23 protein-coding genes are annotated in these 23,298 nt (G+C 48.3%); 9 read left to right on the top strand and 14 right to left on the bottom strand.

The features are described 5' to 3' along the window. Nucleotides 1-70: 70 nt before the first annotated feature. Together M3P05_RS08480 and rpsU are read right to left on the bottom strand one after the other, a co-directional pair. Complete coding sequence (locus tag M3P05_RS08480) at nucleotides 71-523, bottom strand: GatB/YqeY domain-containing protein (protein ID WP_249699102.1); 453 nt, start codon at nucleotides 521-523, stop codon at nucleotides 71-73. Between the two features lie 114 nt (nucleotides 524-637). Next, entirely contained in the window at nucleotides 638-853 is a 216-nt protein-coding gene (rpsU, locus tag M3P05_RS08475; protein ID WP_249699101.1) for a 30S ribosomal protein S21, read from the bottom strand. Between the two features lie 335 nt (nucleotides 854-1,188). Between rpsU and tsaD the strand changes: the two genes are divergently transcribed. The 3 genes from tsaD to M3P05_RS08460 all read left to right on the top strand — a co-directional run bounded on the left by tsaD (nucleotide 1,189) and on the right by M3P05_RS08460 (nucleotide 3,134). Further along, nucleotides 1,189-2,211 (top strand): tRNA (adenosine(37)-N6)-threonylcarbamoyltransferase complex transferase subunit TsaD, encoded by a 1,023-nt coding sequence (gene tsaD / locus M3P05_RS08470; protein WP_249699100.1) that lies wholly within the window; start codon nucleotides 1,189-1,191, stop codon nucleotides 2,209-2,211. A gap of 75 nt (nucleotides 2,212-2,286) precedes the next feature. Further along, nucleotides 2,287-2,658 carry a dihydroneopterin aldolase gene (gene folB / locus M3P05_RS08465; protein ID WP_249699099.1) on the top strand — a complete coding sequence of 124 codons (372 nt, stop codon included), beginning with the start codon at nucleotides 2,287-2,289 and terminating at the stop codon, nucleotides 2,656-2,658. Next, the gene (locus M3P05_RS08460) at nucleotides 2,655-3,134 is read left to right on the top strand and encodes a 2-amino-4-hydroxy-6-hydroxymethyldihydropteridine diphosphokinase (RefSeq protein ID WP_249699098.1); all 480 of its coding nucleotides are present in this window, start codon (nucleotides 2,655-2,657) and stop codon (nucleotides 3,132-3,134) included. The genes folB and M3P05_RS08460 overlap by 4 nt, the downstream gene beginning before the upstream one ends. Nucleotides 3,135-3,156: 22 nt before the next feature. Here M3P05_RS08460 and M3P05_RS08455 read toward each other — a convergent pair whose 3' ends face one another. Further along, nucleotides 3,157-4,275 carry a hypothetical protein gene (locus M3P05_RS08455; protein ID WP_249699097.1) on the bottom strand — a complete coding sequence of 373 codons (1,119 nt, stop codon included), beginning with the start codon at nucleotides 4,273-4,275 and terminating at the stop codon, nucleotides 3,157-3,159. Between the two features lie 77 nt (nucleotides 4,276-4,352). Beyond that, the gene (gene pilB / locus M3P05_RS08450; RefSeq protein ID WP_249699096.1) at nucleotides 4,353-6,053 is read right to left on the bottom strand and encodes a type IV-A pilus assembly ATPase PilB; all 1,701 of its coding nucleotides are present in this window, start codon (nucleotides 6,051-6,053) and stop codon (nucleotides 4,353-4,355) included. A 460-nt stretch (nucleotides 6,054-6,513) separates the two neighbouring features. On the opposite strand from pilB, the gene M3P05_RS08445 reads away from it, so the two are divergent. Further along, complete coding sequence (locus tag M3P05_RS08445) at nucleotides 6,514-6,990, top strand: pilin (RefSeq protein ID WP_249699094.1); 477 nt, start codon at nucleotides 6,514-6,516, stop codon at nucleotides 6,988-6,990. 91 nt (nucleotides 6,991-7,081) lie between these two features. Here the strand turns inward: M3P05_RS08445 and M3P05_RS08440 are convergent, their stop codons facing one another. The 6 genes from M3P05_RS08440 to glk form a co-directional block, all read right to left on the bottom strand. Then, nucleotides 7,082-8,752, bottom strand: coding sequence for a hypothetical protein (locus M3P05_RS08440; RefSeq protein WP_249699093.1), 1,671 nt, complete (start codon nucleotides 8,750-8,752; stop codon nucleotides 7,082-7,084). 78 nt (nucleotides 8,753-8,830) lie between these two features. Beyond that, nucleotides 8,831-9,853 carry a UDP-glucose 4-epimerase GalE gene (galE, locus tag M3P05_RS08435; protein ID WP_249699092.1) on the bottom strand — a complete coding sequence of 341 codons (1,023 nt, stop codon included), beginning with the start codon at nucleotides 9,851-9,853 and terminating at the stop codon, nucleotides 8,831-8,833. 19 nt (nucleotides 9,854-9,872) lie between these two features. Further along, on the bottom strand, nucleotides 9,873-10,724 hold the full coding sequence (gene nadC / locus M3P05_RS08430) for a carboxylating nicotinate-nucleotide diphosphorylase (protein WP_249699090.1): 852 nt from the start codon (nucleotides 10,722-10,724) through the stop codon (nucleotides 9,873-9,875). A 39-nt stretch (nucleotides 10,725-10,763) separates the two neighbouring features. Continuing rightward, on the bottom strand, nucleotides 10,764-12,791 hold the full coding sequence (locus tag M3P05_RS08425) for an ATP-binding protein (protein ID WP_249699089.1): 2,028 nt from the start codon (nucleotides 12,789-12,791) through the stop codon (nucleotides 10,764-10,766). A gap of 63 nt (nucleotides 12,792-12,854) precedes the next feature. Continuing rightward, nucleotides 12,855-13,769, bottom strand: coding sequence for a ketopantoate reductase family protein (locus M3P05_RS08420; protein WP_249699088.1), 915 nt, complete (start codon nucleotides 13,767-13,769; stop codon nucleotides 12,855-12,857). Nucleotides 13,770-13,820: 51 nt separating this feature from the next. Continuing rightward, entirely contained in the window at nucleotides 13,821-14,774 is a 954-nt protein-coding gene (gene glk / locus M3P05_RS08415) for a glucokinase (protein WP_249699087.1), read from the bottom strand. 170 nt (nucleotides 14,775-14,944) lie between these two features. Here glk and M3P05_RS08410 point away from each other — a divergent pair, with 170 nt between their 5' ends. From M3P05_RS08410 to M3P05_RS08400, 3 genes are all read left to right on the top strand, one after another. Further along, on the top strand, nucleotides 14,945-15,154 hold the full coding sequence (locus M3P05_RS08410) for a dodecin (RefSeq protein ID WP_249699086.1): 210 nt from the start codon (nucleotides 14,945-14,947) through the stop codon (nucleotides 15,152-15,154). A gap of 86 nt (nucleotides 15,155-15,240) precedes the next feature. Then, the gene (locus M3P05_RS08405; protein WP_249699084.1) at nucleotides 15,241-15,723 is read left to right on the top strand and encodes a YajQ family cyclic di-GMP-binding protein; all 483 of its coding nucleotides are present in this window, start codon (nucleotides 15,241-15,243) and stop codon (nucleotides 15,721-15,723) included. An 84-nt stretch (nucleotides 15,724-15,807) separates the two neighbouring features. Then, nucleotides 15,808-17,367 (top strand): AmpG family muropeptide MFS transporter, encoded by a 1,560-nt coding sequence (locus M3P05_RS08400; protein ID WP_249699082.1) that lies wholly within the window; start codon nucleotides 15,808-15,810, stop codon nucleotides 17,365-17,367. Here the strand turns inward: M3P05_RS08400 and M3P05_RS08395 are convergent. Both M3P05_RS08395 and M3P05_RS08390 read right to left on the bottom strand, forming a co-directional pair. Next, nucleotides 17,349-17,663: an MGMT family protein gene (locus M3P05_RS08395; RefSeq protein ID WP_249699080.1), complete on the bottom strand. Its 315-nt coding sequence runs from the start codon at nucleotides 17,661-17,663 to the stop codon at nucleotides 17,349-17,351. The two genes, M3P05_RS08400 and M3P05_RS08395, sit on opposite strands and share 19 nt — an antisense overlap. 67 nt (nucleotides 17,664-17,730) lie before the next feature. Beyond that, entirely contained in the window at nucleotides 17,731-18,648 is a 918-nt protein-coding gene (locus tag M3P05_RS08390; RefSeq protein ID WP_249699078.1) for a Dyp-type peroxidase, read from the bottom strand. A gap of 174 nt (nucleotides 18,649-18,822) precedes the next feature. Between M3P05_RS08390 and M3P05_RS08385 the strand changes: the two genes are divergently transcribed. Continuing rightward, nucleotides 18,823-19,965, top strand: coding sequence for an acyl-CoA dehydrogenase family protein (locus M3P05_RS08385; protein ID WP_249699077.1), 1,143 nt, complete (start codon nucleotides 18,823-18,825; stop codon nucleotides 19,963-19,965). Nucleotides 19,966-19,977: 12 nt separating this feature from the next. Here the strand turns inward: M3P05_RS08385 and M3P05_RS08380 are convergent, their stop codons facing one another. Next, nucleotides 19,978-20,979 (bottom strand): AraC family transcriptional regulator, encoded by a 1,002-nt coding sequence (locus tag M3P05_RS08380; protein WP_249699075.1) that lies wholly within the window; start codon nucleotides 20,977-20,979, stop codon nucleotides 19,978-19,980. 405 nt (nucleotides 20,980-21,384) lie between these two features. Between M3P05_RS08380 and M3P05_RS08375 the strand changes: the two genes are divergently transcribed. Further along, complete coding sequence (locus M3P05_RS08375) at nucleotides 21,385-21,696, top strand: hypothetical protein (RefSeq protein WP_249699072.1); 312 nt, start codon at nucleotides 21,385-21,387, stop codon at nucleotides 21,694-21,696. Between the two features lie 126 nt (nucleotides 21,697-21,822). Here the strand turns inward: M3P05_RS08375 and M3P05_RS08370 are convergent, their stop codons facing one another. Then, nucleotides 21,823-23,016: a class I SAM-dependent rRNA methyltransferase gene (locus M3P05_RS08370; RefSeq protein WP_249699071.1), complete on the bottom strand. Its 1,194-nt coding sequence runs from the start codon at nucleotides 23,014-23,016 to the stop codon at nucleotides 21,823-21,825. Between the last annotated feature and the right edge of the window lie 282 nt (nucleotides 23,017-23,298).

The following is a 23,298-nucleotide window of genomic DNA, read 5'->3' as shown; positions in this document are numbered from 1 at the left end:
CTCGGGTGGTTGTGTCCGAAGTAAAAAGGTATCACAGATTGGAGGGGATAAATCTGTCTGAAAACCTGTTTCAGCTCAATTTGGCTTTCAGCATTTTGCTGACTGCACCCATATCGGCGCGACCTTGCACCTGGGGTTTGAGGATGCCCATGACTTGTCCCATCTCTTTTATGGAGCTGGCACCGGTTTCTGTAATCGCAGATTCGATCAAACCGTTGATTTCATCATCGGTTAGGGGCTGGGGTAGGAACCCTTGCAGAACGCTTATCTCAAACTCTTCCTTTGAGGCAAGATCATGGCGTTCTGCCTGGGCATATTGGGACGCAGATTCCCTCCGCTGCTTAACCATCCTGTCAAGCAGAGCCAGTCCTCGAGAGTCATCCACTTCAATACGCTCATCCACCTCGACCCGCTTGAACTCGGCCAATGCCATGCGAACCACAGATAAGCGATCCTTATCCTTGGCACGCATTGCATCTTTTTTGGCCTCATTGAGGCGATGCTTCAGGTTGTTGGCAGACATGTAAGCCATCCCTGATCGGGTGTATTGAAGATTCAGACTGGAGTCACCCGTCAGTCAACACGGTTGAAACAGACTCCAGGCCAGCAATGAGAGATCCGGTTAACCCGGTCTGAATTAATACAGACGCTCGCGACGACGCTGCTCGCGCTGTAATTTCTTCAGGTGGCGCTTGACTGCTGCTGCTGCCTGGCGCTTGCGCACTGCAGTCGGCTTCTCGTAATGTTCGCGACGGCGAACTTCAGACAGAATACCGGCTTTTTCACAGGAGCGCTTAAAACGACGCAGGGCAATATCAAAGGGTTCGTTTTCTTTAACTTTGACAGCAGGCATGCGGGCCTCACCTTCCTTATATATATCAAGTGTTTAAATGTGGTCGTAAGTGACCGAGCAAATTACCCAACAGGATAGAAGGGTATCCGCAAAGGCGCGAATTTTAGAGGTCAAGGAGGAGTGGGTCAATAGCCGCCTGTCAAGTAGTTCTGTCATATTGGTCAGGGAGGACGGGTATTTGACGCAGGGAACGGTAATTTTAGGTAGTACACAACATATATATAGGAAGGAAAACCTACCTAGTGTTTCGCTTTCCTTCAGCATGTATACTCGCCACCTTCATCACACTATTATTGCGTCCCTCTGGACTGAGCTATACGAGAATATCCCGCCCCATGAAGGTTCTTGGCATCGAAACATCCTGCGACGAAACCGGTATTGCAATCTATGACACAGAGCATGGGCTGCTGGCAGATACGCTCTACAGCCAGATAGATATGCATAATGATTATGGTGGTGTGGTGCCGGAACTGGCCTCCCGCGACCATGTGCGCCGGGTTCTTCCTCTCATTAATGAAGTAATGAAGGAGGCAGGCTGCTCTCAGAGCGATATTGAAGCCATCGCCTACACCCGGGGGCCAGGCCTGATTGGAGCACTGATGGTTGGAGCTTCTGTGGCTAAATCCATTGCCTGGGCCTGGGAAATCCCCGCAATTGGTGTTCACCATATGGAAGGCCATCTGCTTGCCCCGATGCTTGAAGAGAATCCTCCACAGTTTCCTTTTGTTGCCCTGCTTGTTTCAGGCGGTCATACCCAGTTAGTGGAAGTGCAGCGCCAGGGAGAATACACGCTTCTGGGTGAGTCCGTTGACGATGCTGCTGGTGAGGCTTTTGATAAGGCCGCTATGATGTTGGGACTTGATTACCCAGGCGGCCCCCGTATTGCGGCTCTGGCTGAAAAGGGAACAAGTGGACGGTTTAAATTTCCTCGTCCAATGACAGATCGCCCCGGACTGGATTTCAGTTTCAGTGGTTTGAAAACATTCACCCGCAATACAGTTGCAGAGCATGGAGGCGAAGATTGTGAGAAACAGACCAAAGCGGATATAGCTCGGGCTTTTGAAGAAGCCGTTGTTGATACTCTGGCGATTAAATGTCGCCGCGCTTTGCGTCAGACAGGCCTTAAGCAATTGGTAATTGCTGGTGGTGTGAGTGCCAACCAAAGATTGCGGGCCAAACTGGATAAGATGGTTGTAGGAGAAGGCTCCTCGCTGTTCTATGCTCGTCCGGCGTTCTGCACCGATAACGGTGCCATGATCGCTTATGCAGGCAGTTGTCGTTTACAGGCGGGGCAGGTTGATGAAGAAGGCATCCGGCCAGTTCCCCGTTGGCCTATGTCTGAGCTGGAAGCGGTATAACATAGATTCAAACCGGGCGCGTGATCGCGCGCCTGTCATTTTCGTTTTTCTTGGTTGGCATTATTCGAGGCAGGTATGGATAAGGTTCTGATTAGTGATTTATATGTGGAGGCAATTATTGGCTTTTATCACTGGGAGCATGAAGAGCCACAGCCTTTAGTTTTGGACTTGGAACTCGGTACAGATTTCACTAATGCTTTTACCAGTGATGAAATTCATGATGTGCTTGACTATGCAGCTCTGAGCCGTCGCGTAAAAACTTTCTGTCAGGAAAGCCGCTTTCACCTGCTGGAACGACTGGCAGGTGACGTTGTAAAAATTATTCTTGCAGAATTTCCGGTCACGGATGTTAAGCTGAAAATCCGTAAGCCTCATGCATTGCGTGATGCTGTTGCTGGAATTGAGTGTTATCGCACTCGTGAGCAAATGGGAATTCCCTGTCAGTGAAATATCGCTATGTGATCGGGCTTGGCAGTAATTATGAAGCGGAAAAGAAATTTCCCGCCATGATTGGTGCTTTACTTGAGAGCTTTGAAGAAATCTGGCTAAGCCCGGTTTGTAAAACGACGTCTACCGTTGGCTATGGGCCGGATTACTTCAATGCAGTTGCCAGCCTGACCAGCGCTTTATCACCCCGTGAGTTTCGTAAAGAGTGCAAGCGCATTGAATATGAGCTTGGGCGTGTGCGGCCATCAGTATACTGTGCTGCAGATATCGATATTCTGGCATGCTGGGATCAGCCAGAGCCGACTTATGCCCAGCTGTTTGTTGAAGAGTCATACTACCAGCCCCAGGCTGACAGTGTGCTTGACCAATTGGGGTTATGCAGCAAGCAGGTTTCAGATATACCTGAAGGTGTTCAAATGGCTTTGCCGGATGGACGCTTAATTGGGTTGGATACAGTTCATTTGCAGGCAGCCTGATACTTTCAGGCTGCCTGTTATCTTAAAGTGAAATGACTCTTAATCTTTCTGCCTGAATAGCTTCGGCAAGTTCTTTGCCTTTTAATCCTTGATCAACAAATGCCTTCACTGCGATCTGGGTGCACTTTTCCAAGTCTGAAATTAATTGATCCTTCGGAAAGGCTTTCTTATCAGCAGCTTCACAGAGAAATGAGCAGGCTCTAAGAATAAGGAAAAAACGATCCTTACGACGAAACCCGTCTGCTTGCTGAAGAATACTCAAACGTACTTCAGGTGAAAAAGGTTCTTCCTGCCAGATAGCCAGTAATTTTGCTGATAGTTCGGCAACCTCTTTGAACTGCTTTGGTGTCTTCATTCGAGTACAAAGGGACTGAACATTATCGAAGTTTGATTGGGCTGCAGAGTTAACTGCACAGGCAAAACGAATTTCTGCTTCGGCATTATCTTTTTGGGCAAGAGTCAGTGCTTTTGCCTGCACTGACGATAAACTTTGAAAGTTGCTGGCAATTTCAGGCATAACAACGCTAAGGGCATCGGCTTCGATCAGTTCAAAGAAGTATCGTGCAGGATCATTCTCACCCAGTGCTCTCAAAGTTTCCTGCCAGACTCGCTCGGCAACAAGCCAGGCTGCTTCTCCTTCCTGAACCATTTCCCGCATTAGTTCACGAGTTTCATCTGCCACCTGAAATCCCAAGGGAGCAAAGCGTGCAGCAAACCGTGCTACACGCAGGATGCGCAGAGGATCTTCGCGGAATGCTGGGGAAATATGACGCAGCAATTTCTTTTGAATATCCTTCTGGCCGCGATATGGGTCAATCAGGTTTCCCTGATCGTCCTTGGCTATGGCATTGATTGTGAGATCCCGGCGCAGGAGGTCTTCTTCAACGGTGATATCTGGAGAGGTAAAAAAGGTAAACCCGGCATAGCCATGACCCGACTTCTTTTCTGTACGGGCCAGCGCATATTCTTCTTTGGTTTTTGGGTGTAAAAATACCGGGAAATCCTGCCCTACAGGGCGAAACCCCTTCTTGATCATATCTTCGGGTGTGGCGCCTGTGACAACCCAGTCTTTATCTTTTACCGGGAGCCCCAGAAGCTCATCGCGAACGGCACCACCAACCAGGTATGTTTGTATACCCACACTGACATCCATGAACGGTTTAGGGAAATAAAAGAGAAGTGTACCAAGAGTTGAAATAGAATGGTTCTGAAAATCGGTTAATCCAGAGTAACCCGGTTTATCTCCTCCAGGCTGGTTGTGCCTTTCAGTACTTTTAAAAGCCCTGCTTGTCTAAGGTTAAGAAAGCCTTCTTTCTGAGCTTGTTCTGCTATTTGCATTGCATTGCCTTCTTCCATAATAATTTTCTGCAGATTTTGAGTGATCTCAACAACCTCATAAATACCTACCCGACCTTTATAGCCCCTGTTGCATTTGTCACACCCGCTGGGATCATGGGTATAAATGGTGGCACTTGATGCTTGATCGGTGGTAAAACCTTGTTCAAGCAGAGTTTCAACAGGGATATCTTGTTTGATTTTGCAGGAGTTGCAGAGTTTTCTTCCCAGGCGCTGGGCAATTATCAGGTTAACTGAAGTAGCCAAATTGAAAGCTGCCACTCCCATGTTTAATAAACGGGTAAGTGTTTCTGGCGCGCTGTTGGTGTGCAGGGTCGACATCACCATGTGGCCAGTCTGGGCTGCTTTTATAGCGATGTTGGCAGTTTCAATATCTCGTATCTCACCCACCATGATGATATCAGGGTCTTGACGAAGGAATGCTCTCAGGGCCTGGGTAAAATCCATACCTTGCCTGGGATTCACATTAACTTGGTTGATACCTTCCAAATTGATTTCCACCGGGTCCTCTGCTGTAGATATATTCCTTTCAACCGTATTCAAAATATTTAGACCCGTATAAAGAGATACTGTTTTACCAGAGCCTGTTGGACCGGTTACCAGGATCATTCCCTGGGGCTGTTCGAGCGCTTTGAGATACATTTTCTTTTGGTCTTTTTCGTACCCCAGGGCATCAATGCCCATTTTGGCGCTGGAAGGGTCAAGAATACGAAGTACAATCTTTTCTCCCCACAGAGTAGGAAGTGTATTGACCCGAAAATCAATTGCTTTTGTTTTAGAAAGCTTAAGCTTGATACGACCATCCTGAGGCTTGCGGCGCTCGGAAATATCCATGTTAGACATGATTTTCAGACGTGAAGACAGTTTGGGAGCCAGCCCAATAGGGGGCTGAGCAACGGACTGCATGACGCCATCAATGCGAAAGCGAATACGATAACTCTTTTCGTAAGGCTCAAAGTGAAGGTCGGATGCACCGAGTTTAATGGCAGTAAGGAGCATCTTATGCACGAACTTAACAATTGGAGCATCTTCATTTCTGGCTTCGATATCCTCCTCGTGCTCTTTGCCCATGTGGTCAATATCTAGGTTGTTCAGCTCTTCGTCATCCAGATCGCCAAGATCCTGAGTAACTGTTTCAAGTGTCTTTTCGACAGCGTTGCTGAGCTTGTTTTCTTCGACAAGGATCAGCTCGATATTGCCACTGCTGAAGCGAATCTCTTCAATAGCCTTTTCGTCGGTTGGGTCTGATACCCCTACGAACAATTTGTTACCACGCTTGAATAAAGGAATTGTTCTGTGTTGGCGCACCAGTTTTTCGCTGATGGCATCGTGAGGGACATGTTCCAGTTCGATAGCATCAATATCAATAATTGGTATACCAAATATCTCAGAATTAAGCTTCGCTATGGCGTATCCGCTTACAAGTTCACTGCGAACAATATGAGTAATTAGAGGGGTTTTATTAATATGAGCGGCTTTAACTGCGACCCTGGCAGTTTTCTCATCTATCAGCCCTTCTGTGATTAATCTGCGGGCCAGACCGGGAAGCGGACTTTCACTCATTGGATATGTTTGGATTCGATATCATTTATAAAAATGATATATGCGCTTATTCATATGCGCTTACTCAGTCAGCTATAAAAGGGATGAATCTTGTGGTTGACGGTATCTAATTGACTTTGTAATCAAGCGCAAGTTTCTATCTCTATATAAATGTTTGGTTTTTGAATTATCTCAGATTTTTATTTGCCCTTTGATTTGCATTTGATTTGCATTTGATTTGTCATTTTCTCCATTTTAAGTGTTGAAAGCTGACATTTTTTAAAGTGGATGCTTCTTCCTAATATTGCGTTTTGTTATTTATAACCAATGATTTTATTTCAAAAGTTCTTAATTGGGCTGTTTTCACTCCATAAAGTGATAATTACCAACCGGTGAAGAGTGTTTGGAAATCAATAGGTGAATTGGCTTATTAGTTGCTACTATTGAGTTGGGTCTGAAAAATAATTCAAAGGAGTGAATTATGAAATTTAATGCGACAGGTAAACAACAAGGCTTCACATTGATCGAACTGATGATCGTTGTGGCAATCATGGGCATTCTGGCAGCGGTTGCCATACCGGCCTATCAGGATTACACCAAGCGTGCTCACGTATCTGAAGGTCTAAGTCTTGCCTCTGGTGCAAAAGGCGCTGTAACTGAGTTTTACTCATCAGAAGGTTCCTGGCCAACCAGTAACTCAGATGCAGGTATTGCAAGTGCTACCGACATTTCAGGTAATGCTGTGACTAGCGTAACAGTCAGCTCTGAAACAACTGGCTGCCCTAACAGCGCTACTAGCTGTGCGAAAATCGCTATTGTTTATAACAGCAAAGTGGATGGTACAAACAACGGCTTAGATCTTTTTGCAACAGTTTCTTCAGGTGCGATTGCCTGGACTTGCCAGGCTGCTGCAACGAATGGTGTGGCTTCTAACTATCTGCCTGCTAACTGCAGATAATAAGCACCTCTTAGAGGTATAAAAAACCGGGATTATATCCCGGTTTTTTTATAGGTTCTGATTTGTTGCCTTAATAAGAAATTGTCGCAACCTAGTGGCTTATATTAAGGCGATTTAACACCGAGTGAACTTCCTTGTTGTTTAAGTATTCTATTACGGTTCTAGCTTCATTCTGAGTCATTTTTAACCATAACTGTATTTGGTTTGGACTGCTATCAAGAATGGTATTCCAGTTCTTGGCCTTCTCTGCAAGCCATAATGATTTTTTGCGGCCAACTTCAGGAATGCTAAGTGCCCGAATTGTTTGTGAAAGAGAGAGGTCTGGCTTACTTAGAATTTTCTCAGCTTCTGCAGAGATATCTTCAGGAGCTTTTAAAGAGAAAATATCGCTTATCTTCTTCAGCCTTCCTTTATCAACCAATTCTTCAATATGGTTTTGATTAAAGTTGGGTAAATCTAAGCCATGCTTCCCTGTGAGCCACTTCACCCGGGCTATGAATTGCTTCTGACAGGCCGTGGAGAGCTGGAGACAGGTCAGTCCATTGTAGTGAGCTTGATCTGGTAATTCCGCGAGTTCACGGCTTGAAGGGCGGACGATGACTTTCCCCATAACGGGAGTACTTGAGCCTTTTAACGCAATCGTTATGGTATCAGATTTGGCAATATTCAGTGTCTGGACATATTCGACTGGGCCAGCATTGAGCGTTTCTATATCAATGCCCTGAAGGGTAACAGGCTCAATATCCAGCAGAACAGTTATTTGCCCGGTCCGGCCAATAGTCCAGCGGATATCAGAGACCTTTGTAGCCGTGGCCTGAGGCTGGAATTTCCAGGCTATAGCCCAGTAAGGAGTTCCATCGTTATGACCCAGTTTCTTCTGGATGATCTGGTTATCCATTTTGATGACAATGCCATCCAGAGGTAGCTCCAGCCTTTGATTTTTGAGGTCATAGCTTCGGCGAAGGGTAGCAATATCATCCAGATCCTGAACCAGATGGATATAACCGGATGTGCTGGCCAGCCCCCACTCTTCAAGCTGACTTGAATTCCTGCGCAGGGAGGCACTTGGGCTGTTTACCCAGTGCCAGGGAAAAAACTGCAGCTTCTCCAGTTCTTCCCTTGGAGCTTTTTGGCGGTTCATAAGCCCTGCCACATAATGCCTGGATGAGGCCGACTTCTGGGCTTCCTCATTCGAGGGGAAGGCGTACAGCTCTCCATGAATAACCACTTCTGTCAGATTGCTGGGAATATTGTCTGGTACAGCCCGAATCTGCTTCACTTTTGTCAGCAGGTCCAGGCCTTGGCCGCTCCGCCACTGGCCCCGGCTCAAAGCCTGAACCAGGCTTCCTTTGTGATAGACCAGTTCGATGGCGATACCATCAATTTTCGGTTGAACAATAACAGGGGTTCCCAGCCTTTTGGCCCGTTCAAGAAAACTGACCACATCACCTTTGCCTTCGGCTTTGTTCAGGCTGCCCATGGGGAATCTATGTCTGTTATCCAGCGGTGGTGTTGTTTCGCTTGTTATCTCGGAAGATTTTTTCAGGCAGCGGCTCAGAGAGCGCTGCTGTTTGATCAGGGCATCATACTCATCATCATTAATGGCCGGTTTTCCAGCTTCATAGCGTTTGTTGTTAAATGAAATGGCCTGTAGCAGCGCATCAAGTTCCTGCTGCAGCTGCTCTTGAGGAATGTCTTTGCACTCGGCTTGAGCAAAGTGATTGAGGGATAGGAGAAAAATAAAGGAAAATAAGCGAAACATAACAAGCCCCTGGCAGCATTCAATGAAAGGCTTATCGGCAGAGGCTATCAGGCATTTTGTTTATCTTGCTACACCAGCTCAGGCATCGCGGTAGCCGTTAGGGTTCTGTGACTGCCAGCGCCATGCATCGGCCATCATATTTTCCAGGCTTTTCTCTGCTTTCCAGCCCAGATCTTCTGCTGCGAGGGCCGCGTCTGCCCAGCACTCCGCAATATCGCCAGGGCGACGATCAACGATCTGATAGGGAACAGGGCGCTCCGAAGCCTTCTCAAAAGCAGAAACCATTTCCAGAACACTCTGGCCTTGGCCAACACCAAGGTTCCAGGCTTTGATACCACAGCCAGTACGCAGCTTTTCAATGGCCTTGACGTGGCCGATGGCCAGATCAACGACATGAATGTAGTCACGCACGCCAGTGCCGTCAGGAGTCGGGTAATCACCACCGAAGACAGAGAGTTGTTCTCTCATGCCGATAGCTACCTGACTGATATAGGGCATAAGGTTGTTGGGGATATCATTGGGGTCTTCGCCAATCAGACCGGATTCATGAGCACCGGCCGGATTGAAGTAACGGAGAAGGGCTATATTCCAGCGGTTATCAGACTTGTAAAGATCACCCAGCACTTCCTCGACCATCAGCTTTGAACGGCCGTAAGGGTTGGTGGCAGACAGGGGGAAGTCTTCACGGATAGGCAGACTGGCAGGATCTCCGTAAACGGTGGCAGAAGAGCTGAATACGATATTGAAAACACCGTGGTTAGCCATTTCCTGACACAGGATAACGGTGCCGCTGACGTTGTTGTCGTAGTAGTGCAGTGGAATAGAGCAGGATTCTCCGACAGCTTTCAGCCCTGCAAAGTGAATAACGGAATCGAACTCATAACTGCTGAACAGTTCCTTCAGGATATTACGATCCCGAATATCTCCTTCTACAAAGGTCACGCCACGTCCGGTGATTTTCTCCACTCGCTTCAAGGCTTCCGGGGAGCTGTTGCACAGGTTATCCAGTACAACAACGTCATGATCCCCTTTCAGGAGCTCAACACAAGTGTGGCTGCCGATATAGCCAGCTCCACCTGTGACAAGAATTGTCTTTTTCATGGTTATCTCGTCCTGCATATCACATGCTGGTAAATCGCATGGAAAGATCAATGGCCCTGCAACTTTTGGTGAGGGCTCCTATGGATATGTAATCCACCCCAGTCTCGGCAATGGGACGCAGGGTGTTAAAGGTAATTCCGCCAGATGCTTCCAGCTGAGCCTTCCCATTGAAATCAGTCTGGTTGATATGGACAGCCTGCTTCAGGTCATCCAGTGAAAAGTTGTCGAGCATGACAATATCTGAGCCGCACTCCAGAGCTCGCTGCAATTCTTCTAAAGACTCAACCTCAACTTCTACAGGCTTTCCAGGTGCCAGCTGGCGGGCTGAAGTGACAGCGGCTTCAATACTTCCGCAGGCGGTAATATGATTTTCCTTAATAAGGAAAGCGTCATATAAACCAATTCTGTGGTTATGACAGCTACCTGTACGGACAGCATACTTTTGCGCCAGTCTCAGTCCGGGGATGGTTTTTCGGGTATCAAGCAGTTTGACCCCTGTCCCCGCAACCTGGTAAGCATAAACCTGGCAACAGGTTGCAGTGCCAGAGAGTAGCTGCAGGAAATTCAAAGCCGCTCTCTCTCCTGTGAGCAGTCCCTGTGCCGGACCGGAAACTGTAAACAGGGTTGTACCGGCATCAGCCTGGCCACCTTCCGGAACCTGCCAGTCCACAACAATTTCAGGGTTAACCTGACGAAAAACTTCATTGACCCAGGGCTGGCCACAGATCACCGCTTTGTCGCGGGTGATCACTCTGGCAGTCCCGTGCTGTTCCTGTGGAATCAGTTGCGCGGTGATATCACCCGAGCCGATATCCTCGGCCAAAGCCTGCCGGACATTATTAATGACCGCCTGCTGAAGGGATGCTGCCATAGAAGAGATCTGATCTGTTATTGTTAGGCGAGCCCGGAATTATATCAGCCTGTCAGGACTTAGTGCAGCACCTGAGTCGGTAAAACTCTCGTCAAGGTTCAGCATGACGGTGAAGGTGGTTCCAACACCGAGTGTTGAGCTGACCGTCAGGGCTCCATTGTGGTTGTTGGTGATAATAAAGTAAGAGACAGACAGTCCCAGGCCGGTTCCTGAGCCAATATCCTTGGTTGTGAAGAATGGTTCAAAGATTCTCCGGCTGACATCCTCGGTCATTCCTGTGCCGTTATCTTCAACTGATATCAAAGCCTTACCACCCTCTTTTCGGGTGCGAATGGTGATATGTCCCTGCCAATCGGGTTCTTTACGTTTGCTGATAGCCTGGGCTGCGTTCTTTAGAAGGTTCAGTAAGACCTGCTGTATTTCATTGGGGATACAGGGAACGGAGGGCATATCAGTTTCAAAATCCTGCTGGATACAGATGCGCATAAAGTCGAAACCCTGTTTCAGGTTAAAATCTGAAGCCGCGATTTCCAGGGTTTTATGAATCAGGTCATCCAGGTCGGTTGGAGTCAGGATTCGGCTGTCCCGTCGGCTGAACTGCAGCATATTGGAGACAATCTGCGAGGCTCGCACTCCTGCACTTTGAATATTATCCAGGAACTTGTTGATGTCTCTGGTGCGGAAGTAAGCATTGATTGAGTCCAGAGAGACACCCAGCTCACGGGCTGTTTTCTGGTTTGCTTCCAGTTCTGGTGTCATTCGGCGCTGAATTGTTTGAATGCTTTGCAGAATGGCTCCCAGCGGATTGTTGATTTCATGGGCCATACCAGCAGCCAGTCCACCCACAGACATCATTTTTTCCGTCTGAACCATCATCTCTTCCAGCTGCAGGCGGCGGCTTATATCGTCCAGACGGATAACGGCGCCATGCTGGTCAGCATCGGTCAGCGGATAGATCATCAGGTCCATCTTGCGTTCACCGCCGGGAAGAATCAGGGATAGTTTTTCCAGTTGGACGGCTGATTCATTATCAAGGGCATCCTGAACCTGCTCCAATGAATCAGACAGGAACGGCATCACATCCCCAAGATAAGCACCCATAGCCCGATCATGATCAATACCTGTCAGCACAGTCGCGGCCCGATTCCACTGAGCGACGGCAAGCTCCTGATCAACGGCCACCAGGGCTGAAGGCATGGAGTCAACGATGCTGTTCAGATGGCTTTGCAGACGGGTCAGCTGGCGCTCGGTCTGCTTTCTGTTGCGAACTTCCTGTTCCAGCTGTTTATTACTCATATGAGTTTCAATAGCCAGAGCCTGTGCCTTAAGGCTGGCCTGTTCTGCTTTATCACGGGCATTGGTGAGAAGCTGATCCCGGGCTTCTATCCGGCTCAACATGGTATTGAAGGTTTGCGCCAGTATGCCAATTTCATCGTGATAGAACTTCTGGGCCCGGACTCCGTAGTTCTCCTCTATGGAAACGGTATTGGCAATACTGATCAGGTGCAGAACCGGCTGAGTAATAAAACGCCTGATCATCCCCGCAGCCAGACTGCTGAATAAAAGAATAAATACCAGAATGATAATGACCGCGATGGTCATGCCCACATAAAAGTCGATGGGCAGAGATGGGTCTGCCTGAATAAAGAGAGTTATTCTGCGGTCATCACCGGTTATAACCCTTTTCAGGTACTGAGTCTCATCTTCGGCTGCAGAAGGAGCTTCCTCAGAAATCGGTAACTCTTTGTGGGTAAAGCTGGCGTAGAGACGGTTGTCGCTGGAATAAATGGCGATGGCCTGAATCTGTGAATATTCACTGGCAACCTGGAGGATTTTTTTCGCTTCATCCTGATCAGACAGAAGAGTGTTGAGAACAGTCGGTTCAGTCAGTATTCGAGAAACAGCCTGAATATTGGCCGGAACAAAGTTATTTCGGGACACTAGATAGGCGGAAACAATCAGAACGGCACAGGAAACAAATGCCACACCCAGCACAACGCCAAGCATGACAAAAACAAGTTTGCGGCTTATTGAAAGGCGGGACAGATAATCCTGTAGTCCGTTCATTGGCTTCCGCTTTTGTCAGACTGACGTCCAGATTACAACGGCTTTGCCGTATACGAAAGGTTTTTACTGAATCCCTTGTCTGGCAAGGTCATTCATCAGGCGATGATGTCCCGGAGCCTCAATATTCAATGTCTCAGCCAAGCCAAGAAGATAGCCATTAATCCATGCAAGCTCGGTAGGTCGCTGGTGGCGGACGTCCTGAAGAGTAGAACAGATATTGTCACCGGTAGAAATGAGTACCTGTTTTACAACGTCAAGCAGGTTCGTGTTATCTCTAAAACCTGATGCTAAAAGTATTTCTTCTGTCTCCTTGCATAACTGGGTCACTGTCCGGAAGTTATCAGAGAGCAGAAGGTCACCATTCCTGCAGTTCTGCAATGCCGCCAGGCCATTAATCGCCGAATTGATTGCCAGTTTTGCCAGCAGTTTGCTTTGGATATCTGTAGTCAGCTCAATATCCATATCCTGCAGTCCTGCCAGCATGGAGATGGATGAAGAGGGTTCTGTGGAAATTGACCCCAGCCAGGTTTTACCGCTCCCGGCTCGTTGTATTTTTAGAAAATCTTCCAGCCAGGCTCCATCGGTAGTAGAACCGGCATAAACCGAATGTTCAGGAAAGGTCTCGGCAATGGCTTGCTGACTGCCCATCCCATTTTGTAGCAGGACAATTGTGGCACTGGGTGAGAGCTGCCCTGCAACAGATCGGACAGCTTTTAGAGCATTAAAAGCCTTGGTAGTAACGATCAAATTATCAATTTGACCAGATGTTCCGGCGGCTTCCAGGGAAACGGTGTGAGTTGTGGTGTTTCCGTTCTCGGTAAGAATCAGATCATGGGAAAATGAACCAAGGGCGTCGAGCTTCTCTGGACGCAGTAATACCGTGCAGGCAAAACCACTCTGCAGTAATTTGCTGGTCCAGAGACAGCCAATTGATCCGGCTCCCAGAACATGCCAGTGAGGAGAGTCAGTGTTTCCCACGACTTACTATTCCTGCTGTTATTCCTGAATATGACATCTGGTCAGATAGTATTACAGCAGAGCTGCAGCCGCACCCAGTAATCCGGATTGTGAGTGCAGGTTTAAGGTCACGGGAATATTGCTGGTAAAACTGCGCATGCATCCTTTGTCGTTAAATGCATCCAGGAAAGTGCTCGACTGAAGCAGTTCTTTCATCCGGGGGAGAACACCACCTGCCAGATAAACACCGCCAAGGGAACCGGTTACCAGAGCCGCATTGCCGGCAACACAACCCATCCAGTCAAGGAAGTGATTAATTACGGTCAGGCATTTTTCGTCACCGAAGTGTGCACCGGATGTAATTTCCGGAGCCTTAAGCTGCAGCCCCCATTCGTGAATTGCACTGTAGGCTTCGAACAGGTTTTCCAGCCCGGGGCCACACAGAACATGTTCACAGGTTGCGATGCCGAACTTGTTCCGCAGATAACTGGCAATCTGTCCTTCAAGATCGTTACGAACCGGAAGGTTGGTATGACCGCCTTCACCGGGCAGGGTCTGCCAGCGTTCTCCATTTGGAACCAGTGTTGCCATCCCCAGACCTGTGCCTGGTCCCATAACGACTCGGGGAGCTGTTTGGTTTGCTGTGCCTTCGCGCAGGATGAGTTTTTCATCAGCTTTCAGGTAAGGCATCGCCATTGCCTGCACGTAGAAGTCATTCACCAGACGGAGTTCCTGAAGCTCAAGAGAGTTTTTCAGTTCAGCCTGGGAGAAAGCCCAGTGATTGTTGGTGACATTAACAAAATCATTGTGAACCGGGCAGGCAAAAGCCAGCAGAGCCCGTTCAGGCTGACACCCGTCTGCAAAGTCTGAGAGATAAGCGCGTATTGCCTGTTCTGGCCCGGCAAAGTCTGCGCAGGGCAGGGTTTGAATATTCTTGATATCAAGAGTACCGGATGAGACCAGAGCAAAGCGGGCATTGGTTCCACCGATATCGCCAATAAGTGACAAATGTTCCTTCTGGGACATAAAACAATCGATCCAGGTAAATCAGTTTTTATCGGCAAAATTTATCATGAAAAGGCAACTGGTTTTCTGTATCCAGGTCAGGTGAAAAGCTTTTCATTATTTATCGCGTCTGAACCAGCATTAGTCATATACTGGGACGGTATTATGAAAACACAGAGGGTATAGCTGGAATGGGCGCTCACGTTTACAAGAAGATTGAGCTGGTTGGGAGTTCAACCACTGGTACTGATGATGCGATTCGCAATGCCATTTCACGGGCATCAGAAACTATAAAAAATATGGACTGGTATGAAGTTGTTGAACAGCGCGGTCATATCGTTGATGGAAAGATTGCCCACTATCAGGTAACGGTGAAGATTGGTTTCCGTCTGGAAGACTGATATTGCTGATAGGTGGCTGTGATGATTCGCCAGATCGGCTAAAATCGTCCCAATTATAAACGGAACTTACGAATGGAGACGGGCTGATGCCTTCTTTTGACATCGTATCTGAAGTGGATATGCATGAGCTGACCAATGCGGTCGATCAGGCGAACCGTGAGCTGACCACACGTTATGATTTTCGTGGTGTTGTAGCTAGCTTCGAGCACAAGAATGAAAGCATTACCATGACTGCAGACCAGGATTTCCAGCTGCGTCAGATGATTGAAATGCTGCAGGGCAAAATGGTCAAGCGCGGTATTGATATAAAATGCATGGAAGTGAAGGATCATTATGCCTCCGGCAAGCAGGTTAAGCAGGAAGCTGTTGTACGTCAGGGGCTGGATAAAGATCTCAGCAAAAAGATCACCAAGCTTGTTAAAGAAAGCAAGATGAAAGTACAGGCCTCCATTCAGGGTGAGAAAGTTCGCATCACCGGTAAAAAGCGTGATGATCTGCAAACTGCAATTGCCATGCTGAAGGAAGCTGAGCTGGACATGCCGCTGCAGTTCGATAACTTCAGAGATTGATTGTTTTTGGGAGTCTGATGATATTGGGTTCCCAACTTTGATTTATACAACAAATGCCGAATGGCAAAATGAAGGGACTCTTGGATGAACAACCCAAGCCCGGTTACTCAACGATCATGGGGTGAAGCGTTTAAAGCCTGTTTTCAAGGGCGCGTCATTACCATGTTGTTTCTCGGCTTTTCTGCCGGTCTCCCCATTCTTCTTATTTTCAGCAGTCTTTCTCTCTGGCTTAGAGAGGCGGGAGTTGCCCGAGCGACAGTCACGTTTTTCAGCTGGGCTGCACTGGGTTACTCCTTCAAGTTTGTCTGGGCACCATTGGTTGACAGGCTACCGCTTCCTGTTTTGTCGGGGCTGCTTGGTCGACGCCGGGCATGGTTAATGCTGGCTCAGCTGGCTATTGTCGGGTCTTTGTTCTTCATGGCACTGCATGATCCGCAGGAGAGTCTGGCTCTTGTTGCGATTGGTGCGGTCATGCTGGGTTTCTCTTCGGCTACCCAGGATATTGTGATAGACGCCTATCGGATTGAGGCAGCTGATGAGGAATGGCAGGCGCTGATGTCCTCTGCCTATATTGCCGGGTATCGGATAGGTATGCTGGTGGCTGGAGCCGGAGCTCTTGCGCTGGCAAGCTGGCTTGGATCCGGTGACGGACAAGGCTATAACTACACCGCCTGGTCTCAGACATATATGTTCATGGCAGGGGCGATGATTGTCGGGCTGGTGACAACGCTCTGTATACGTGAACCGGAACGGGCGAAGGAAACTGTCGAAACCAAATATGGTACCAAAGATTATGCTCGCTTCCTGGGTATGTTTATTGTTGCCACTCTCATGTTTGCCACTGTCTTCATGCTTGTTTCAAACGCAATGTCCGGCTTTTCCGAGATTCTGATGAATATTGGAGTTGATAAGCTGGTAGCGTCCTTTGTTTCTGAAGCCTGCCGTTTATTTATCAGTTTGGCTGCTGCACTTATTGGTGCCTGGAGTATGGTGAAACTTCACCTGGTCTCTCCGGGGATGGTTGATGAGACTTATGTTGCTCCATTCAGGGATTTTTTCAGCCGCTATGGCAAGCTGGCCCTGTATATTCTTCTGCTGGTGGGCACTTATCGTATTTCCGATATCGTCATGGGAGCCGTAGCCAATGTCTTCTACGATGATATGGGTTACACCAAGGAGCAGATAGCCGCGATCACCAAAACATTTGGCCTGCTGATGACAATTGGTGGCGGTTTCCTGGGCGGGGTCATGGCGATCCGCTATGGTGTGATCAAAATACTCTGGCTGGGTGCTTTCCTGTCGGCTGTCAGTAACCTGCTGTTCGCCCTTCTGGCTGTTTCCGAGCCTGAGTCCTGGATGCTGGCAGGTGTGATTGCTGCTGATAACCTGAGTAGTGGTCTGGCTTCAGCTGCCTTTATTGCATATCTGTCAGGCCTGACCAATCGCGCCTTTACCGCTATGCAGTACGCGATATTCGCTTCCCTGATGACGCTGTTGCCGAAGCTGCTGGCCGGATATTCCGGTTCCATGGTTGATGGTATGGGTTATCCGGCCTTCTTTATTATGACAGCTGTGATTGGTTTACCTGTATTGCTGCTGGTGACATACGTCGGTAAACGTACGCTTCACTCGCCTTCCCATTGATAGGTTGAAAGGCTTATCCTGGCATTGATAAAAACAACGCCTTCGCTTTCCAGAAGTTCTTTCTGCTTCTGGTAGCGAGGGGTTCCATTTGGGAAGGATAACTCTCCCTTGGCATTAATAACCCTGTGCCAGGGGAGTGTTGAGCCAGCGGGAAGCTGGCTCAGGACATTACCGACCAGCCTTGCCCGCCTTGGCATCTTGGCCATATCTGCAATCTGGCCATATGTTGCAACTTTGCCTTCCGGTATCTGACTGACGACCAGCCAGATTTTTTGGTTAGCCTTGAGGTCTTCCACTCACTTTGATCCTGCCAAAAATTCTGCTTTATAGTAACAGTCTTTCGCAGGTACTTTCATAACGCCCCTAAAGCGTTTCAAGAAAGTCGCGACTTGGAGCAAAGAACGCATTACCTGTTACAGCCTGGGTAAAGTTCATGAGATGGTCATAATGCCCGTCACCATCAGCATGAATCATCTCCTCCAGCATCAGATCAAAGTGGCGGGCTGCATGGCAGTAGGAAATGAAGAATAAGCCGTGTTCCTGACTGTCACCGTAAGGCATGCTGTGACGAAGGATTTCCAGGCTCTTGCCATCTTCTTTCAGACTGACCCGTTTGATATGAGCAATGGGAGCCTTTTCTTCACTGGAAAACTCAACATTGTCCTGTTTGCTGCGACCAATGACCTGCTCCTGATGATGGACAGGGCAGCTTTCCCAGGCAGGCATATTGTGTATGTACCGCTGACACTGAATATAACTGCCTCCAGCCAGTGGTTGGCCTTCTGGAACCAGGGCAACAGCAGCTCGGTTATCTCTTTCAGGGTTTTCTGTTCCGTCCACAAACCCGGTTATATCGCGAGATTCCAGATATCGGAAGCCTGAAACCTCTTCTTCCAGCAGAGCGCTGTCTTCAAGTTTGGCCATAACCATTCGGCTTAGCTCGAAGTTAATATCTTTCCGGTCGGAGCGGATATGAACAAGAATGTCTCCAGGGGTACCAGGTGCCAGACGCTCTCCATCACGCTGTGATTTGAATGGAGCAAGTTCCTGTGGATAAGACTGATCTTTGAACAGCATCTTCCAGGCCCGGCTTCCGAAACTCAGGGTTGCAGACAGTTTGCTGTCGGGATATTTGGCAGCTAACCCATCAACCAGTGATGGAAAGCTGCCTGAAAACTGTCGGGCAGTTTGAAGACTTTTCTGATCATTCTGGAGAAGCAGCACAAGAAAAGTGGCATCAGTGTTAGCTTCCGGGAGTATGCCTGACTGCGGTGTGCTCATTTTGTTGTCCATATTATTCGAGTATCACGTTTTTAATAAGCGACTGGGATCAGGTTGTACAGAATAAACGACTAAGAAAAAAATCACTGATTTTTGCTGTCAGGAAAAACTTGCCAACCAAGCAAGCGCTTGTTTAGTCTTGCATCATCATAAAAACAATAATGGTATGCGCTTATGCTCACTGATCAGTTTTTTGACGACACTCATCGCCTGCTGCGGGAATCTGTTCGCCGGTTTGTTGAGCGGGATGTTCTTCCTTATATTGATGAATGGGAAGAGGCTGAAGAGTTTCCTCTGGAACTGTACAAGAAGGCAGGTGACGCAGGTTTTCTGGGTATTGGCTATCCCGAAGAGCTGGGTGGAAATGGTGGCGATCAGTTTCACCGTGTTGTTTTTTCCGAAGAGATTATGCGTGCCGGTTCCGGTGGTCTGGCTGCTGGTCTGGGTTCCCATGATATTGGGATACCGCCCATTGTTCGCCTTGGCTCTCAGGCTTTGAAAGAAAAGGTTGTTCCTCCTGTGCTAAGGGGAGAGAAAGTTGCAGCTCTCGCCATTACTGAACCCGGTGGCGGTTCAGATGTTGCCAATCTGCAGACCAGGGCTGTCAGGGAAGGGGATCGTTATCGGCTGAATGGTTCCAAAACGTTTATTACCAGTGGTTGCCGGGCTGACTTTTACACGGTAGGCGTTCGAACCGGTGGTGAAGGTTTTGGTGGAATCAGCCTGATTATGGTTGAAAAGGGCACCCCTGGTTTCTCAGTTGGCAAGAAGTTCAAAAAGATGGGCTGGCGCTGTTCTGATACAGCCGAGCTTTTCTTTGATGACTGTATGGTTCCAGCTGAAAACCTGATTGGTGGAGAGAATCAGGGATTCGCGGCCATCATGGGCAACTTCCAGAGTGAGCGCCTGATGCTTTCGATTATGGCGAACATGACTGCTCGTTTGGCTTTGGAACAGTCACTGGCCTATGTGCGTGAACGTGAAGCCTTTGGTCGTCCGGTCGCCAAGTTCCAGGTGACCCGCCATAAGCTTGCCGATATGGCGACCATGCTTCAGGCCAGTGAAGCTCTGACCTACCAGGTGGCCGATGCCATGAACAAGGGCAAGAGCGTGATCCGGGAAGTATCCATGGCCAAGAATTTCGCAACAGATTGCAGTGATAAACTGACCTATCAGGCTGTTCAGCTGTTTGGTGGGATGGGCTTTATGCAGGAGTGTATGGTTGAGCGGCTTTATCGTGATAATCGCATTCTATCTCTCGGTGGGGGCACCCGAGAGATTATGAATGAGATTATTTCCAAGCAGATGGGGCTGTGAAATCTGAGTATATCAGGAAAGGTCCAGTTCCAGGTTCTGGTTGCGGACCTCGCTCTTCTTATCGGTGGAAAGTTTGCGGAAGTCGGTAGGGCTTACTCCTGAAGCCTTTTGGAAGCTTCGGCTGAAGTGACTGTGGCTATTGAACCCAAGGCGCCAGGCGATGTTTGACACCGGCAGATGGGCAAGAGCCGGGTCATGGAGCAGGGTTTTAGCTCTCTCCAGCCTGCGGCTGAGCACCTCCTGGCGAAAGCTGGTGTGATGCCGCTTGAGAAGCTTGAACAGGTAAGCTCTTGATATATGGGCTGCATTAGCCACTGTATCAGTACTGATATTCGGGTCTTCCAGCTGCCGGTCTATGGCGGTAAGAATGTCCGCCAGCCTTTTCAGTTCCGGGGATTTCTTGTGACCTGAGGAGGCTGCGCTGTTAATTACCAGGCTGAGCATATTGATAAGCATCTCGCCAAGGGCGTGGCAGTACTTCTCGTTGCTTATATCAGTCAGACCATTGATAAGCCCCAGGCACTGGTTACGCAAAATCAGCCCCAAGCCTTTTTCGCTCTCAAGTGAACAGGGTTTGCTGTCTGGCAGCAGTTTGGTGAGATGACGCAGACGGGCCTCAGGAATCATGATTTGCATGCAGGTGGCTGGCGTCAGATAAACCGTTTCTACGGGGTAACTGAGGTTAACCAGAATAATGTTATCCCGAATTAAAGGTATATCATCCCGACCCTGACGAATAATCATGTTCCCGCTCATTGGCAGAATCAGTGCATATTCTTTTCGAGGTTTGCTTGAGACAGCCGGGGGCTCGTTTTTCAGGCAGTGCTCTGTGGCATGGAGAATACTGACCCTTAAATCACCCAGATGAGCAAGTCGAAGTCGCCCCCTGAAATTTTCCGGGTTGGTACCGGTTAACTGCTGGAGGGAAACAGGTTGAAGGTGGTTCAGGAATCTCTGCCAGACATCCAGAGAATCAGCGGATGGATGATTATCCGTATCCATGGTTTTGAACATCAGTGTGCTCCAGGTCCCTGGTGACAATGTGTGTCAGCGCTGTATCTTCTTGGTAAAAGGATGCAGCATTTATATGACATACTTTCTGACCGTGAACTCCCACGGCAACTTCTTGTCTGATACAACTGATGAATGTAACGTGTGAAATTAAACCACCATTTTACCGGTATTGGAACAGAAGTTAACAAAATAAGTAGTGAAAAGTACTTATATATGGAGAGACATGGCTGTGGATAAAAAGTAGAGTTTTGATCAAGCCACTGTCCACTTACAGACAAGCATTGAAAAATTCATACCGGTATAAATAATCACACAGACATGCAAACTTTTGATTAGAAGAAGAAAGGTGTGTCTGCTTATCAAATCAACACTTTATTAAGTGGTTTTTTTTGGAGGTCTTGCTTCATGATTGCGGGTGAAACATCAGTGATGAATGCCATGGAAGAGCGAATTGAAGATATTTTGACCATGTATGCTGCTGGCGTTATGTCAAGGATGGACAATAGCTACAGTAAAAGTCTTGGTTGGGCTCAGCGAGCTGAGCAAGCGGCTTATCAGTTGGGTGTTGAATCCCGTAGAGTGAAAAAGGATTTAAGCTTTGGGGTGCCAAAGCTTGACCGTGCCTACAGGCAGGGGTGGATGAAGTCATCAGAATGCAAGGTCTATGACCTGACTGGTGCTTTGGTCAGCAAGGGGGAGCTGCCCAAGTCTGCTTGATGCCAAATGGTGAATTGAAGTTATTCAACATCAATCCGAAAGCCCCGCAAATAGCGGGGCTTTTCTTATGCAATAAATATGTCGTTCACTTTGATCAGTTTGTGACAGACGACATTATTCTGTTTTTTACACTCGAAGAATCCGGCCAAACATCGCTTTAATATAAGCCGTCTCAGGAATGGATGGATGAATCGGATGATCCGCGCCCTGATGGCACTCAGCAAACAGCTGCATCTCACGGTCGATATGACGGGCTGATGCACGCAGGATATCCAGCAGGTTATCTCGCTGTAGATGCATGGAGCAGGAACCGCTGACCAGAATGCCATCATTCTTCAACAAACGCATGGCCATTTCATTCACCCGGCGGTAAGCCTGCTCTCCATTCTTGATATCTTTCTTGCGCTTGATAAAGGCAGGAGGATCCATAACAACAACATCAAACTTCTCCTGCGCGGTATGCAGCTCTTTCAGCGCGGAGAACGCATCGCCCTCAAGGGTGGCAACTTTATCAGCGACACCATTCAGCTCGGCATTTTTATGCACATAGTCAAGCGCAAGAGCTGAGCTGTCGACACAGAATACTTCACTGGCACCATGGTTGGCAGCCTGAACGCCCCAGCCGCCAACATAGCTGAATACGTCCAGAACTCTCTGTCCTTTGACCATGCCGTTCAGGAAGGCGCGGGCTGGGCGGTGGTCATAGAACCAACCGGTTTTCTGGCCATCTCTTACTGGAGCCAGGAAGTTGGTACCGTTCTCAATAAGTGGCAGCTCATCGGGCACTTCACCATAAACGGCTTCAATATATTCAGGCAGATTCTCCAGAGAACGAACGCCTCCGGTGTTGCGGAACAGGATACCTGCTGGTTTAAGAACCTTAACAAGTGCGGCGATTATGTCTTCGCGCATGGCTTCCATACCCGCAGTACCGATCTGTACTACCAGGTAATCATGGAAACGATCGATGACCAGGCCGGGCAGATTGTCACTGTCACCATAACAGAGACGGTAGCAGGGCTGATCATAGAGGCGCTCACGCAGGCTAAGGGCAATCTTGATGCGATGAACCAGAAGTGACTGGGTCAGGGCATGCTTGGTGTTGCGGCTGACCAGTCGTCCACAGATCAGGGTGTTGGGGTTTATGTAAGCGATACCAACGGCTTTACCTGATGCTGTTTCTACAACAGCCTGCTGGCCTGCCTCGAAGCCACTCAAGGGAGTCTTGGATGTATCGACTTCATTACTGTAAATCCAGAGGTGGCCTGCCTTGAGGCGACGTTCGGCATTTTTTTTCAGGCTGAGGGTTGTCAGGTTCATGATTTCTTCCGCAGTGTGGCTGCTATAGCGTTAAGAGCCTTTTCATAATCTTTCGCAGATAGCGAAAATGACGAGAAAAATGCCTGTTTCTTTGGTTTTACGAGGCGCATAGTGGTTCTATGTAACGAGCAAAAGCGAAGAAACAGGTGTTTTTATTCGGCATTTGCAGCCTGCGATAAGATTATGAATAGGCTCTAAGGGGGCGGTATTATAAGAGGCTGAGAAAAAATGTCCCGAAGTTAAAGAAAATATTCCCGCGATTCCTGCCATCAGGGTCCATAC

Origin of the sequence: Parendozoicomonas callyspongiae (genome assembly GCF_023502345.1) — a bacterium.
Lineage (GTDB): Bacteria > Pseudomonadota > Gammaproteobacteria > Pseudomonadales > Endozoicomonadaceae > Sansalvadorimonas > Sansalvadorimonas callyspongiae.
Note: the sequence above shows the minus strand (reverse complement) of the source record. Positions and strands in the feature narration are given on the sequence as shown.

Coding starts and splice junctions, on each gene's coding strand:
- M3P05_RS08480 (WP_249699102.1), bottom strand. CDS start 523: ATGTCTGCCAACAACCTGAAGCATCGCCTCAATGAGGCCAAAAAAGAT.
- rpsU (WP_249699101.1), bottom strand. CDS start 853: ATGCCTGCTGTCAAAGTTAAAGAAAACGAACCCTTTGATATTGCCCTG.
- tsaD (WP_249699100.1), top strand. CDS start 1,189: ATGAAGGTTCTTGGCATCGAAACATCCTGCGACGAAACCGGTATTGCA.
- folB (WP_249699099.1), top strand. CDS start 2,287: ATGGATAAGGTTCTGATTAGTGATTTATATGTGGAGGCAATTATTGGC.
- pilB (WP_249699096.1), bottom strand. CDS start 6,053: ATGAGTGAAAGTCCGCTTCCCGGTCTGGCCCGCAGATTAATCACAGAA.
- M3P05_RS08445 (WP_249699094.1), top strand. CDS start 6,514: ATGAAATTTAATGCGACAGGTAAACAACAAGGCTTCACATTGATCGAA.
- M3P05_RS08440 (WP_249699093.1), bottom strand. CDS start 8,752: ATGTTTCGCTTATTTTCCTTTATTTTTCTCCTATCCCTCAATCACTTT.
- galE (WP_249699092.1), bottom strand. CDS start 9,853: ATGAAAAAGACAATTCTTGTCACAGGTGGAGCTGGCTATATCGGCAGC.
- nadC (WP_249699090.1), bottom strand. CDS start 10,724: ATGGCAGCATCCCTTCAGCAGGCGGTCATTAATAATGTCCGGCAGGCT.
- M3P05_RS08425 (WP_249699089.1), bottom strand. CDS start 12,791: ATGAACGGACTACAGGATTATCTGTCCCGCCTTTCAATAAGCCGCAAA.
- glk (WP_249699087.1), bottom strand. CDS start 14,774: ATGTCCCAGAAGGAACATTTGTCACTTATTGGCGATATCGGTGGAACC.
- M3P05_RS08410 (WP_249699086.1), top strand. CDS start 14,945: ATGGGCGCTCACGTTTACAAGAAGATTGAGCTGGTTGGGAGTTCAACC.
- M3P05_RS08405 (WP_249699084.1), top strand. CDS start 15,241: ATGCCTTCTTTTGACATCGTATCTGAAGTGGATATGCATGAGCTGACC.
- M3P05_RS08400 (WP_249699082.1), top strand. CDS start 15,808: ATGAACAACCCAAGCCCGGTTACTCAACGATCATGGGGTGAAGCGTTT.
- M3P05_RS08390 (WP_249699078.1), bottom strand. CDS start 18,648: ATGAGCACACCGCAGTCAGGCATACTCCCGGAAGCTAACACTGATGCC.
- M3P05_RS08385 (WP_249699077.1), top strand. CDS start 18,823: ATGCTCACTGATCAGTTTTTTGACGACACTCATCGCCTGCTGCGGGAA.
- M3P05_RS08380 (WP_249699075.1), bottom strand. CDS start 20,979: ATGTTCAAAACCATGGATACGGATAATCATCCATCCGCTGATTCTCTG.
- M3P05_RS08375 (WP_249699072.1), top strand. CDS start 21,385: ATGATTGCGGGTGAAACATCAGTGATGAATGCCATGGAAGAGCGAATT.
- M3P05_RS08370 (WP_249699071.1), bottom strand. CDS start 23,016: ATGAACCTGACAACCCTCAGCCTGAAAAAAAATGCCGAACGTCGCCTC.